The 14,006-nt window shown below is 72.4% G+C and carries 9 protein-coding genes; 8 read left to right on the top strand and 1 reads right to left on the bottom strand.

Features of this window, described 5'->3' with window-relative positions; all coding sequences use genetic code 11:
- The 8 genes from LCE31_RS24235 to LCE31_RS24200 all read left to right on the top strand — a co-directional run.
- Positions 1–2,990, top strand: a 2,990-nt coding sequence (locus tag LCE31_RS24235) for an Rne/Rng family ribonuclease (RefSeq protein WP_225017589.1), incomplete at its 5' end; no start/stop codon positions are given.
- Between the two features lie 346 nt (positions 2,991–3,336).
- Positions 3,337–3,657, top strand: coding sequence for a 50S ribosomal protein L21 (rplU, locus tag LCE31_RS24230; protein ID WP_225017587.1), 321 nt, complete (start codon positions 3,337–3,339; stop codon positions 3,655–3,657).
- Positions 3,658–3,671: 14 nt separating this feature from the next.
- Positions 3,672–3,926: a 50S ribosomal protein L27 gene (gene rpmA, locus LCE31_RS24225; protein WP_225017585.1), complete on the top strand. Its 255-nt coding sequence runs from the start codon at positions 3,672–3,674 to the stop codon at positions 3,924–3,926.
- A gap of 264 nt (positions 3,927–4,190) precedes the next feature.
- Positions 4,191–5,639 carry a GTPase ObgE gene (gene obgE, locus LCE31_RS24220; RefSeq protein ID WP_225017583.1) on the top strand — a complete coding sequence of 483 codons (1,449 nt, stop codon included), beginning with the start codon at positions 4,191–4,193 and terminating at the stop codon, positions 5,637–5,639.
- Between the two features lie 214 nt (positions 5,640–5,853).
- Entirely contained in the window at positions 5,854–7,638 is a 1,785-nt protein-coding gene (locus LCE31_RS24215) for a stealth family protein (RefSeq protein WP_225017581.1), read from the top strand.
- A 26-nt stretch (positions 7,639–7,664) separates the two neighbouring features.
- Positions 7,665–8,633: a hypothetical protein gene (locus tag LCE31_RS24210; protein ID WP_225017579.1), complete on the top strand. Its 969-nt coding sequence runs from the start codon at positions 7,665–7,667 to the stop codon at positions 8,631–8,633.
- Entirely contained in the window at positions 8,630–11,473 is a 2,844-nt protein-coding gene (locus tag LCE31_RS24205) for a stealth conserved region 3 domain-containing protein (protein WP_225017577.1), read from the top strand. Before LCE31_RS24210 ends, LCE31_RS24205 begins: the two co-directional genes overlap by 4 nt.
- 94 nt (positions 11,474–11,567) lie before the next feature.
- Entirely contained in the window at positions 11,568–11,942 is a 375-nt protein-coding gene (locus tag LCE31_RS24200) for a DUF2516 family protein (RefSeq protein WP_225017575.1), read from the top strand.
- A 54-nt stretch (positions 11,943–11,996) separates the two neighbouring features.
- On the opposite strand, the gene LCE31_RS24195 is transcribed toward LCE31_RS24200, so the two are convergent.
- Positions 11,997–13,526 carry a PP2C family protein-serine/threonine phosphatase gene (locus LCE31_RS24195; RefSeq protein WP_225017573.1) on the bottom strand — a complete coding sequence of 510 codons (1,530 nt, stop codon included), beginning with the start codon at positions 13,524–13,526 and terminating at the stop codon, positions 11,997–11,999.
- Between the last annotated feature and the right edge of the window lie 480 nt (positions 13,527–14,006).

Here is a 14,006-nt window from a genome sequence, read left to right as displayed (position 1 = left end):
GGTCGAGACGGCCGAGTACCTGGGCGTCGCGACGAACAACGTGGCCGAGTACCGGGGGCGGGGGGCGGGGGGGCGGGCCGCGCCCCCCCCCGCCCCCGCCCCCGGCCCCCCCCCGCCCCCGCCGCCGCGGCGAGGCCCCCGAGCAGGAGCCCGCCGCGCAGGACCGGCAGGCCGACGAGGCGGAGGACCGCACCGACGCGGGGGAGGGCCCCGACAGCGCGGACGGCTCCGACGGCGCGGACGGCGACGAGGGCGACGACCGTCCCTCGCGCCGCCGCCGCAGGGGCGGCCGCAGGCGCCGCCGCGGCGAGTCGGCCGACGACAACGGGGCCGAGCACACCGAGAAGTCCGAGGCGCCGTCGTCGCGCGCCGAGCAGGGTGAGGACGACGAGCGGGCGGGCGACGGGGAGCACGGCGACTCCGCGTCCGACGACCGGCGCCGCAAGGGCGCGGGCAGCGACCGTACGGCCCGTGGGAACCACGGCGAGGCCGTGGACGAGGCGGACGGCCACGACGAGGCGGACGCCTCCGAGCAGGACGGCCACGAGGACCGCGACGAGGGCGGCTCCGGTTCGTCCAGCAGCCGTCGCCGCCGCAGGCGCCGCCGCCGCCGCGGCGCCGCGGGCCCGGAGCAGGACAACGGAACCGACGACCCGGAGCGCACGGTCGTCAAGGTCCGCGAGCCGCGCAAGAAGGAGGAGCGCGGCACCTCCTCCGACGAGGTCCAGTCGATCAAGGGCTCCACCCGCCTGGAGGCGAAGAAGCAGCGCCGCCGCGAAGGCCGCGAGCAGGGCCGCCGCCGGGTGCCGATCATCACCGAGGCGGAGTTCCTGGCGCGCCGCGAGGCCGTCGAGCGCGTGATGGTCGTACGGCAGAACGGCGAGCGCACGCAGATCGGCGTCCTGGAAGACGATGTGCTGGTCGAGCACTACGTCAACAAGGAGCAGGCGACCTCGTACGTCGGCAACGTGTACCTGGGCAAGGTGCAGAACGTGCTGCCGTCGATGGAGGCCGCGTTCGTGGACATCGGCAAGGGCCGCAACGCGGTCCTGTACGCCGGCGAGGTGAACTTCGAGGCGCTCGGCCACTCCGGCGGCCCGCGCCGTATCGAGACCGCCCTCAAGTCGGGACAGCCGGTCCTCGTGCAGGTCACGAAGGACCCGATCGGCCACAAGGGCGCCCGCCTGACCAGCCAGGTCTCGCTGCCTGGCCGGTACCTCGTGTACGTGCCCGAGGGCTCCATGACGGGCATCAGCCGCAAGCTCCCCGACACCGAGCGCGCCCGCCTCAAGACGATCCTCAAGAAGGTCGTCCCCGAGGACGCCGGCGTCATCGTCCGCACCGCCGCCGAGGGCGCAAGCGAGGACGAGCTGCGCCGCGATGTCGAGCGGCTCCAGGCGCAGTGGGAGGAGATCAAGAAGAAGTCGAAGGCGAGCGGCGGCTCGAACGCGCCGACGCTGCTGTACGGCGAGCCCGACATGACGGTCCGCGTCGTCCGCGACATCTTCAACGAGGACTTCTCGAAGGTCATCGTCAGCGGCGACGAGGGATGGGAGACCATCCGCGGCTACGTCGAGCACGTGGCGCCCGACCTGGCCGACCGGCTCCAGCGCTGGACGAGCGAGGTCGACGTCTTCGCGACGTACCGCATCGACGAGCAGCTGATGAAGGCGCTCGACCGGAAGGTCTGGCTGCCCAGCGGCGGTTCCCTGGTGATCGACAAGACCGAGGCCATGGTCGTGATCGACGTCAACACCGGGAAGTTCACCGGCCAGGGCGGCAACCTGGAGGAGACCGTCACCAGGAACAACCTGGAGGCGGCCGAGGAGATCGTGCGCCAGCTGCGGCTGCGCGACCTCGGCGGCATCGTCGTCATCGACTTCATCGACATGGTGCTGGAGTCCAACCGGGACCTGGTGCTGCGGCGCCTGCTGGAGTGCCTGGGCCGCGACCGTACGAAGCACCAGGTCGCCGAGGTCACCTCGCTCGGCCTCGTGCAGATGACCCGCAAGCGGGTCGGCCAGGGCCTGCTGGAGTCGTTCTCCGAGACCTGCGTGCACTGCAACGGCCGCGGCGTCATCGTCCACATGGAGCAGCCGACGGCCCCGGCGGGCGGCAACGCCGGCGGCAAGCGCGGCAGGAAGCGCCGTGGCGGCGGCGCGGACCACGAGCACGAGTACGCCCACGACCACGACGAGCACGTGCACGAGCACGTCGTGGAGGAACCGGCTGCGGCTTCCCCCGCCGCCGGGTCCGAGGCGGCCGAGACAGCGGCGGAGGTCGCCGCCGAGGCGGCGGCCCCGAAGGCGCTGCCCTCGCCGGTGTTCACCGCCGATGAGGAGCTGTACAGCAGCGTCGCCGAGGCGGAGGCCGCGGCCGGCAGGGGTGGCCGTACGCGCCGCAGGGCAACGCGCAAGGTGTCGGCCCCGGCCGGCTCGCCCCGTACGTCCGAGACGGCGGCGGCCGCCGAGGTGGTCGTCCCCGCGGCGGACACCGCGGCGAAGCCCCAGGAGGAGGAGCGGGAGCCCGAGCAGCGGCCCGAGCCCGCCCCCGCGCCGGTCGCGGCACCTCCGCGCGAGCGGCGGAGGGTGACCCGCAAGGTCACCGCTCCCGCCGGCTCGCCGTCGGGTGACGACGGCGCGGTCGTGGTGGTCTCGTCCCCGAAGACGGAGGCGCCCGCCGAGACCGCAGCTCCGGAGCCGGAGGCCGCGCAGGCCCCGGAGGCCACTCAGGCTTCGGAGGGTGCTGAGGCCGCCGAGACCGCGGAGGCGCCGGCCAAGAAGACGGCCCGCAAGGCCGCCAAGAAGGCTCCGGCGAAGAAGACGGCGGCGAAGAAGGCCCCGGCGAAGAAGACCGCGGCCAAGAAGACGGCCGCCAAGTCGACGACGGCGGCCAAGTCGACGGCGAAGAAGACGGCCAAGAAGGCGTCTACGAAGAAGACGGCGTCCACCGCGGACGCCGCTGCCGCCCCCGCGGCCACGGACGACTGACCGAAGGCCCGTCCGACCGCTTCGCCCGCCGCCCCGGCGGGAGTTCGGCTCCGGCCCGTTCGTCGCACCCCCGCGGTGCGGGAGCGGGCCGGAGCCGTACGCGCGCACCGGCCCCCGCGGCCACCTCTGCGGGGGCGCCCCCGTACCCCGCGGGGGCCGGTTTGACCCCCCGACGGGGCCGACCGTATTCTTGTCCCTCGGCGTGTCTGTGTGCGCGCCCGCCTCTGAGCAACCCACCTCCCGGTCTCCGGGGGAGGCCGCTCATCCATTCCGGACTGTCAGGGCCCTGTGGCCGTGCGGGCGGCTGGCGTCAGGGGCTTCCGTTCCGAATGAGAGTGAGATCCGCGTGTACGCCATCGTGCGCAGCGGTGGCCGCCAGCACAAGGTTGCTGTCGGCGACATCGTTGAGGTTGACAAGATTTCCACTGCCAAGGTGGGCGACACGGTCGAGCTCTCGACCCTGCTCGTGGTCGACGGGGAAGCCGTCACCAGCGACCCGTGGGTGCTGGACGGCATCAAGGTCACGGCCGAGGTCGTGGACCACCACAAGGGCGCGAAGATCGACATCCTTCGCTACAAGAACAAGACCGGCTACCGCCGTCGCCAGGGTCACCGCCAGCAGTACACGGCGATCAAGGTCACCGGTATTCCCGCGGCTGCGAAGTAAGGGACTGAGGATTCATGGCACACAAGAAGGGCGCATCGTCCTCCAGGAACGGGCGCGACTCCAACGCCCAGCGGCTCGGCGTGAAGCGCTTCGGCGGTCAGGTCGTTCTCGCCGGTGAGATCATCGTCCGCCAGCGCGGCACGCACTTCCACCCCGGCACCGGGGTCGGCCGCGGCGGCGACGACACCCTGTTCGCGCTCAACGCCGGCGCGGTCGAGTTCGGCACCAGCCGTGGCCGCCGCGTCGTGAACATCGTTCCGGTCGGCTGACCGACCGGTAGCGGTTCACCAGTTCTGCGCTCAGGGCGGGCCCCCTTCCCGTACGGGAAGCGGGTCCGCCCTTTGCGTGTTGACCTGGGAAACGTACGTACGCCTTTGTGCGTTTCCGCCCGATTCTGCCGCGTTCCTGCCGTCCACTTCTGCCCGTTCCTACCGTCGACGCCTGGTACTTCTCCGGCCCATACACCTACGCCCATACGTCTACGCCCCGCACGCCCGTACGTCTCTGTTGTCTTCTCCAGGAGGAAGCCCACCATGACCACCTTCGTGGACCGCGTCGAACTGCATGTCGCCGCCGGTAACGGGGGCCACGGCTGCGCCTCCGTGCACCGGGAGAAGTTCAAGCCCCTCGGTGGACCCGACGGCGGCAACGGCGGACGCGGCGGCGATGTCGTCCTCGTCGTCGACCAGTCCGTCACGACGCTGCTCGACTACCACCACGTCCCGCACCGCAGGGCCACCAACGGAAAGCCCGGCGAGGGCGGCAACCGCTCGGGCAAGGACGGCCAGGACCTCGTCCTGCCCGTGCCGGACGGCACCGTGGTGCTCGACAAGGACGGCGAGGTCCTCGCCGATCTCGTCGGCCAGGGGACGACGTACGTGGCGGCGCAGGGCGGCCGGGGCGGCCTGGGCAACGCGGCGCTCGCGTCGGCCCGCCGCAAGGCCCCCGGCTTCGCGCTCCTCGGCGAGCCCGGCACCGGCGGCGACGTGGTCCTGGAGCTGAAGACCGTCGCGGACGTGGCGCTCGTCGGCTACCCGAGCGCGGGCAAGTCCTCGCTGATCTCGGTGCTGTCGGCGGCCCGCCCCAAGATCGCGGACTACCCGTTCACGACGCTGGTGCCGAACCTCGGCGTCGTCACGGCGGGCTCCACCGTCTTCACCGTCGCGGACGTGCCGGGGCTCATCCCCGGCGCAAGCCAGGGCCGCGGCCTCGGCCTCGAATTCCTGCGCCACGTCGAGCGCTGTTCGGTGCTGGTGCATGTCCTGGACACGGCGACGCTGGAGTCCGACCGCGACCCGCTCTCCGACCTCGACGTCATCGAGGAGGAGCTGAAGGAGTACGGGGGGCTGGCCGACCGCCCCCGCCTCGTCGTCCTCAACAAGGTGGACATCCCGGACGGGCGCGAGCTCGCCGAGATGATCAAGCCCGATCTGGAGGCGCGCGGCTACCGCGTCCTCGAGGCGTCCGCCGTCGCGCACATCGGCCTCAAGGAGCTGTCCTTCGCGCTGGCCGAGATCGTCGCGGAGGCCCGCGCCCGGAAGCCGCGCGAGGAGGCGACCCGTGTGGTCATCCGGCCCAAGGCCGTGGACGACGCGGGCTTCACGGTGGCACTGGAGGACGGGGAGGACGGCAGCGTCTACCGCGTGCGGGGCGAGAAGCCGGAACGCTGGGTGCGGCAGACCGACTTCAACAACGACGAGGCCGTGGGCTATCTCGCGGACCGGCTCAACCGCCTCGGCGTCGAGGACGAGCTGCTGAAGGCCGGTGCCCGGCCGGGCGACGGCGTCGCGATCGGCCCCGAGGACAACGCGGTCGTCTTCGACTGGGAGCCGTCGATGGCGGCGGGGGCCGAGATGCTCGGCCGGCGCGGCGAGGACCACCGCCTGGAGGAGCCGCGCCCCGCCGCCCAGCGCCGCAGGGACCGTGACACGGAACGGGACGAGGCGGCCCGCGAGTTCAAGGACTTCGACCCGTTCAACTGAGCGGGACGCGGCGGGCGGACCCCGCGGACCTGCGAACACCGTACGAAGAGAGGGCCGGGAACCATACCCGGCCCTCTCTTCGTGTGTGCGTGTTCTGTAACTGCTTTATGACGGGATGGTTAACGTATCCTGATATCTCTATGATTAACTTTGCGAAGTAGTGTTCGAGCGGCGGCTGTTGTCTTGGTCGCACAAGGCAGCAGGAGCCGTGAGGGTGCAGAACCCGGAAGCACCGCGTTTGGTGGGCGCGTACAGACGAATACTCCCGGAGGAGGCCCGGCGCCTGGTCGCGGGACGGGTCGGGCCCGACCTCCGGCGGCGGATCAAACTGGGTCTCGCCTCGGCCGAATCCACCCGGGAACGCATACGCAAGACGCGCGCCGCGCGCAAGTACGGCTCGCACATGGTCGGTCCGAAGCGGCGCGTCGTCGCCGTCGACGAGGCCATCCGCCTGGCGCTCGCGGAGGACGGCATGACGCCGGTCCGCGCGCGGCGGAGCAATCTGCGGGACGTCCTCAGCCTGCTGGAGGCCGCCGGCGTCGAACACTTCTGCGTACGCGGCTCCTCGCAGACGGCCGCGGCCGTGGCGGTCGCCGCGTCGGACCGGGACACCGTCCTGTCCGAACTCCTCAAGTTCTGCGCCGTCCAGCCCGGTTACGTCGCCCCGGTGCGGCGGGGGCAGCCGGCCGACTCCGACCTCTACGCCGTGGAGCGCTCGGGCGCCTGGCGGCGGATCGCCGGCGCCTCCGTCCTGCGGCTGGTCTGGTACCGCACCGACCCCACGGGAAAGCTGATCCTGGGCGCGGCCTACGGCTGCGACCTGGAGTTCTGGGCCGAGGAAGCCGAGGAAGCCGAGGAAGCCGAGGAAGGGGGACGGCTCGTCTCTCCGCGCGCCGGGCGGGTCACCGACTCCGTCCCGGTGGACGGCGAAGTGGTGGAGGCCGACGAGAGCTACTTCACCGACCTGGTGCCGCGCTTCGGGCCCGTGGCGGAACCCGTACGGGTGCCCACCCGCGCCGAGTTCGTCGCGCGCACCACGCACCAGCCGGACTTCCCCATCGACGTCGTGTACACGTGGGTGGACGGCTCGGACCCGGACTGGCAGCGCAAGCGCGCGCGCCACTCGGGCGCCGCCTACCACGAGGAGGCGGCCAACGACGCGCGCTACCTCAGCCGCGACGAACTGCGCTACTCGCTGCGGTCGCTGCACCTGTACGCGCCCTGGGTGCGCACGGTCTACCTCGTCACCGACCGGCAGGCCCCGGCCTGGCTCAACGCGGAGCACCCGGGAATCCAGCTGGTCGACCACCGGGACGTCTTCCAGGACCCGAGCTGGCTGCCCACCTTCAATTCCCACGCGATCGAAAGCCAACTGCACCACATAGACGGGCTTTCCGAGCACTTCCTGTACTTCAACGACGACGTTCTCCTGGGGCGCGAGACCACTCCCGGTGATTTCTTCTTCGCGAGCGGAATCAGCCGGTTCTTTCCGTCGCCCGCCCTCGTGCCGCTCGGCCCCGTGGGCGACGACGATCCGCCCGTTGCCGCCGCGGGCAAGAACAACCGGCGGCTGATCGAACGCAGCTTCGGCGCCGTCCTCGTGCAGAAGATGAAGCACATGCCGCACGCGCTCAACCGGTCCGTGCTCACGGAGATCGAGGTCCGCTACGCGGACGAGTACCGGGCCACCGCGGGCAGCCGCTTCCGGAGCATGGACGACCTGTCCATCACCTCCTCGCTGCACCACTACTACGCCTTCCACACCGGCAGGGCCGTCCCCTCGAACGAACTCCTCTACAACTACGTGGACCTCTCGCGCGAAGGCGCCGAGCGACGGCTCGGGCAGCTGATCGCGCACCGGGAGCGGCACGTGTTCTGCGTCAACGACACCGGGTCGACGATGGCCGACGCGGAGCAGCAGAGCGCGTTGCTGCAGGGCTTCCTCGCTGACTACTTCCCCGTGCCCAGCCCGTTCGAGCGCGTCCAAGGAGAACAGTGAGACCTCTTGTCACGCCCCATGAGGCCTTGCGGAACGGGTATGCCCGTCTGCGGTCCGCGAGGGAGCGCTGGGGCAGCCGCGTCCAGCTGCTGCCCCAGCCCGACGACTGGCCCCGCCTCACGCCGGCGCACCTGTCGGTGCTGGACGGCAGGACGCTGAACGTCTCGGTGGCCGTGCCCTCCGGCCTCACTCCCTCGACGGCCGTGCTCGTCCTCGGTGACCGCACCACCCCCGCCGTCGTCCCGCTCCGGCTCAGGAAGGCGGAGGGCGGCGGCGTACGCGCCGAGGGCACCGCGGTGGTCGAACTCCTCGACAGCCTGCGGGAGAAGAGCGTGCTCCCGGCCGGCGTCAGCCGCTACCTCCTGGGCGAAGGCAGCTGGAAGGCGTCCGTGGAGTTCACCGACGCGGCGGGCGGCAAGCGCCACTTCGCGCTGGCCACGCCGCCCCCGCTGATGCAGGACGGCCCGACCGTCCCCGACCCCGTGCGCGAGGACGGCACGTCCTGCCGCCTGGGCACGTCCGCCACCGGCCGGGCGCACCTGACGATCGGCAGGGACGGCCCGGGCGCCGAGGTGGAACTGGTGCGCTTCGACTGGACCGGGATCACGGTCCGCGGCCGCCTGGTCAACGCGCCCGCCGACGCCTACGCGGGTGGCGAGGTGGAACTGGTGCGGCGGACCGGGCGGTTGACGCACACCGTGCCGGTGCGCTGGGACGGCGAGCGCTTCGAGGCCACGGTCGCCGTCTCCGACCTCCCCGGGGTGACCCCGCGCGAACAGGTGTGGGACGCGCGGCTGTGCTGCTCAGGACTGAAACCGCTGAAGATCTCCCGCAAGCGCCACGACCTCCGGGTTCCCCGGACCGTCCACCGGATGCCCGACAGGCTGCTCACCGGTGACGACGACCGGAGCGTCCGGATCAATCCCTACTACACACCTGTCGGAAGCCTGGCCCTTCGGGGGGCCCTCGTCGCAGCCGCCGGTGGAGAGAAATGAAGATCACTTTTCTGCTCACATGGGGCGACGAGATGGGTGGCACCGAGCAGGCGGCCTACACCCAGGCCACCCATCTCGTGCCGCGCCACCAGGTCGAGATCCTGAGCGTGTTCAAGACCCGGCCCGAGCCGTTCTTCCCCACCGACGAGCGGGTCGCGGTCCGCTACCTCGTGGACCGTACGGCCAAGCCGGAGCGCCCCGTGCGGGACAGCGGGCTGACGGCGCAGGAGTGCGAGAAGCTCGCGGGCCTGCCGAGCAGCCTCGTCAACCCCAAGTGGGAGGCGACGTTCGACGCCCTCTCGGACATCGAGATGCGGCGCGCGCTGTCCACCCTGGACACCGATGTCGTCATCAGCACCTCGCCGGCCCTGATGTCCGCGATGGCGGACCTGGTGCCGTCCCGCGTCGTCACCGTGCACCAGGAGCACCGCCCCTCGCAGCTGCGCGGCGCCACGGGCGAACCCCTGATGCTGAGGGCCCCCGAGGTCGACGCGGTGGTGGTGCTGACCGAGCGGACCCAGCAGTGGTTCGAGGAGTCGCTCGGCGCGGCGGCGCCCCGGCTCGACACCATCGCCAACGCCATCCCCGAGGGGTTCCGCCCCCGGTCGAGCCTGACGAGCAAGACCATCGTGATGCCGCGGCGGTTGGTGCCCGACAAGCAGGTCGACCACGCGATCCAGGCGTTCGCGGGCGCGCTTGCCGACCATCCGGACTGGCGTCTGCGGATCTTCGGCAGCGGCCCCCAGCGCTCCCGGCTGCGCCTCCAGATCGAGGGCCTCGGGCTGCACGACAGCGTCCAGCTGATGGGCCCCAGCCAGAACATGACCGAGGAGTGGGCGAAGGCCGCCTTCACGGTGCTCCCCTCGCAGGACGGCGAGGCCTTCCCCCTCGTCCTGCTTGAGGCGTTCGCGGCGGGCGTGCCCGCGATCTCGTACGACATCGTGACCGGCCCCGCCGAGATCATCCGCCACGGCGTCGACGGGCTCCTCGTCCCGCCGCAGGACATCGAGGCCCTCACGGCGGCCATGTCCCGCCTCATGGACGACCAGGAACTCCTCTGCTCCTACGGGGCGGCCGCGCTGGAGGGCAGCAGCAGGTTCGCCGCCGACGTGATAGTGGGGCGCTGGGAGGCGCTGCTCACGGAGCTGGTCGAGAAGCGCGACAGCCCCGACCGCCTCGCCGACCGCGCCGACCGGGTGGCCCGGCGCATCATCCACGGCGGCGCCGGCCGGTTCCACCAGACGGTCTCCGCGGACCGTACGTCGCCGTCCACCGGCGACCAGCGTGCCCGCGAGGTCGTGATCAACGCCGCCAACCGCAGGCTCACGCGGTCCGGCGGACGGCTCGCGGAGGTCCGCGACGACCTCCTCGCCCCGGACGTGCTCCTGCGCAACTTCGAGACGGCCACAGGGACGCTGGCCTCACACGGCATCCCCTACGTCGTCCTGCGCGCCAACGACGGTGTCCAGCGCCGCCGGGTCGCCGTGGACGCCCGGTACACCGAGAAGGTCTGCGCCGCCCTCGCGGAGGACCACCGCGGCAGCGCCGTCTACGCGGAGCTGCTCAAGCCGGTGACGCACGCCCCCGGCGTCGTCCTGGCCGAGCGGCTCGACCAGGTCGGCGAGATGCGCGTACTGCGCGTCTTCCGGCCGGTGACCACGACCAGCCGGACGCTGCGCTTCGGCCCCGCGTATGGCTGCGACATCGAGTTCTGGGCGCGGGAGCAGCTCCCCGACGCCGAAGCCGGTGCCGAGCCGGCCGGCGAGTACCTCGCGCCGCTGCGCCCCACCGGGATCGGCGCCCGGCTGCCCTCCCTGGAGTCCGACGCCGTCCTGGCGATCGGGGAGGCCGAACATCCCACGCTGGCCCCGTTCGGCAAGCGGCTCGTGGGGGACATCACGTTCCCGGTCGACGCCGTCTACACCTGGGTGGACGACTCCGATCCGGCCTGGCGGGAGCGCCGGGTCAAGCGGCTGACCGACCTGGGCAGGCCGGCGGGGGAGGGCGGCGACGCGGCCGCCCGCTACCGCAACCGCGACGAACTGCGCTACTCCCTGCGGTCCCTCGCGATGTTCGCGCCGTGGGTCCGGCGGGTGTACCTGGTGACGGACGACCAGGTCCCGGACTGGCTGGACACCGCGAACCTCGACGTCAGGGTCGTGTCCCACCGGGAGATCTTCGACGACCCGTCCTGCCTGCCGACCTTCAACTCGCACTCCATCGAGAGCCGGCTGCACCGCATCGACGGGCTGTCGGAGCACTTCCTCTACCTCAACGACGACGTCTTCTTCGGCCGTCCCATCACGGCCAGGAGCTTCTTCCAGAGCAACGGCGCGTCGCACTTCTTCTGGTCCCCGACCACCGTGCCCGTGGGCGAGGTGTCGGAGGAGGACGAGGGCTACTTCGCGGCGGCCAAGAACAACAGGCGGCTGCTGGAGGACGAGTTCGGCGTCACCGTCTCGAACAGCTTCCTGCACGCGCCGCATCCGCTGCGCAGGAGCGTCCTCGAAGCCGTCGAGAAGGCGTTCCCCGAGGCGGTCGCCCGTACGGCTGCCTCGCCGGTGCGCAGCTGGCAGGACATCTCGATGGTCTCGTCGCTGCACCACCACTTCGGCTACCTCACCGGGGAGGCGGTCCCCGGAACGATCCGCTGCGCCTACATCGACGTGGGCACCTACGCGAGGCACCCGGAGCTGACGCGGCTGCTCTCCATCCGGGGGCACGACGTCTTCTGCCTCGGCGAGTCCCCCGATGCGGAGGTGCCCGCCGAGGAGCAGGCACGGGTGGTGAAGGCGTTCCTCCGGGCCTACTTCCCGGTGAAGAGTCCGTACGAGCGTTGACGCGGGCGAGCGTTCGCGCTCGCGGGGCGGGGGGGGGGCCCGGGGGGGGCCCCCCCCCCCCCACCACCCTTCTTCTTCATTGGCGGTGCACAGCATGTTGCTCACGGGATTCGGCTTCGTCCTCTTTCTGATCAGCGTGTTCCTGCTGCTGTTCGGAGTCGTCGCGCTCGTCATCGCGGCGACCACCCGCGAGGACGCCTACCGTGCCACGGACAAGAAGACCAAGAGGTTCTGGGTCGCGATCCTCGCGGCGGTCGTCGCGGTGAACGTGCTGCCGATCCTCGGAATCCCGCTCCCGCTGTCGACCATGCTCCAGATCGCCGGCCTCGTCGGCACCATCGTCTTCATGGTGGACGTGCGGCCCGCGGTCCGCGCCGTCAGCGGCGGCGGCCGGGGCTGGCGGCGCGGCGGCGGTCGCGGCGGCTCCAGCAGCGACGGCCCGTACGGGCCCTACAACGGGCGCCGTTGAGGTCGCGGCGCACAGGTCCGCCCCGACGGGGCCGCCCCCAGCGGCTCGTACGGTCTACGGCGCTGCCGGTCCCGCGAGGGCCGGCAGCCCCGGTGCGTTCTCGCCGCGCCCCAGCAGCAGTACGGCCACGTCGTCCGTGAGCTCCCCGCCGTTGAGCTCCTCCACGCGGGCGAGCGCGGCCTCGATCAGCGCGTCGCAGTACAGCCCGTCCGCCAGCTGCTCGTTGATCATGTCGGCCATGCCGTCCTCGCCGAGCCTGCGGTTCGACCCGGCGCCCACCCGGCCCTCGATCAGGCCGTCCGTGTAGATCATCAGATTCCACGCGTCCCCGAGCTCGACGCGCTGGCTCGGCCACCTGCCGCCCGGCAGCAGCCCCAGCGCGGGGCCGCAGCAGTCGTACGACATGAGCCGGGCCCGCTCGCCGCTCCGTGCGATCAGCGGCGCGGGGTGGCCGGCGAGCCGCACGTCCGCGCTCCGGCCGTCCGGCGCGATGTCGACGGCGCACAGGGTCGCGAAGATCTCCTCGCTCTCCCGCTCGTGCTCCAGGACCTGCTGGAGCGTCGCGAGCAGTTCGTCGCCGCCTGTCCCCGCGAGGGTGAGCGCGCGCCACGCGATGCGCAGCTCCACGCCGAGCGCGGCCTCGTCGGGACCGTGCCCGCAGACGTCGCCGATCATCGCGTGGACGGTGCCGTCGGGCGTGCGGATCGTGTCGTAGAAGTCGCCGCCGAGCAGCGCGCGCGACCTGCCGGGGCGGTAGCGCGACGCGAAGCGCAGGTCCGAGCCGTCGAGCAGCGGAGTGGGCAGCAGGCCGCGCTCCAGGCGCGCGTTCTCCTGCGCGTGCAGCCGGGACTCGGTGAGCTGGCGCTGCGCGCCGTCCGCACGCTTGCGTTCGACCGCGTAGCGGATGGCGCGGCTCAGCAGCCTGCCGTCCAGCTCGTCGCGGAAGAGGTAGTCCTGCGCACCGGCCCGTACGGCGGCCGCCGCGCGCTCCGCGTCGCCCTCGGCGGCGAGCGCGAGGACGGCGTGCCGGGGCGCGAGCCGCAGGACCCGGCTGAGCGGGCCGAGCCCGTCGTCCTCGGGCGCCCGGGTGCCGCTGCCGCCGGGCAGCGCGAGGTCGACGAGCAGGCAGTCGATGTCGTCCGTGAGCAGCCGCGACGCCTCCGTGAGGTTGCGCGCGGTGCGGATGCGGACCCGCGTGCCGCCGCCCTCGGGCAGCTCGGGCACGCTGAACGGACCCGTGGGGTCGTCCTCGATCACGAGGAGCGTGAGGTTCCTCGGCACGGCGGGGGCCTCGGAGGCGCCTGGTGCCTTGGACGTCTTGGGTGCCCCGGTGGCCCCAGTGGCCCCAGTGGCCTCGGGCGCCCCGCCGGCCTCGGTGGCCCCGGTGGGCCGCGACGCCGGCTGTGCGGGCGTCCCGCCGGCCTCGCCGGCCTGCGCCGCAGGCTCTGCCGGCTGCCGCGGTGTCGCGGGGTGCTGACTGTGGGTGGTGGCGCCTGTGGCCGGGGTGCTGTCGGCGGTGTCCGGCGCGGCCGCGGTCTGCTCCACCTCTGAACCTGTGCGCTGCCGCGGTACGGGTACGGGCATCGGTCTTGGGATTCCTTCCCTCCCCCCGAGGGCGCGGTGCGGCGACGATCGACGCCCCACCGACGGGGACCTTAGCGGTCCGTGGCAGTGGTACGGAATGGTGCGAGGGCAAGCGGCCTCTGTCATATGCGGCCCGGCGCACCGCTTCCGGAGCGCCCCCGCACCGCATCCACGGCGGTTACCGGCGGTGCGGAACGGTGCGGCGCCATGACGAACATCACGTGTGAACGGCCCTCCGCGTGGGCCGCGTCACGTGTGCCGGGTCACCCGGGAGGGCACCGGCGGACCGTACGACCCGGCCCGCGCACGGGTGTTGGGGTCACACCGGCGTCACTCTCGGTGGTGCGAACGCGCCCGGGCGCGCGCCCGGCCGGCCGCGCGGGGGGACACGCCCCGGGCGCGGGCCCGGAGGGGAGGGGCTACGCGTCCGGACGCACGACCCCGAGTACGGGCATCGTGCCGGCGTCCGACAGTGTCACG

Source organism: Streptomyces sp. 8L (assembly GCF_020176795.1).
In the GTDB taxonomy this organism is placed as follows: Bacteria; Actinomycetota; Actinomycetes; order Streptomycetales; family Streptomycetaceae; genus Streptomyces.
Note: the sequence above shows the minus strand (reverse complement) of the source record. Positions and strands in the feature narration are given on the sequence as shown.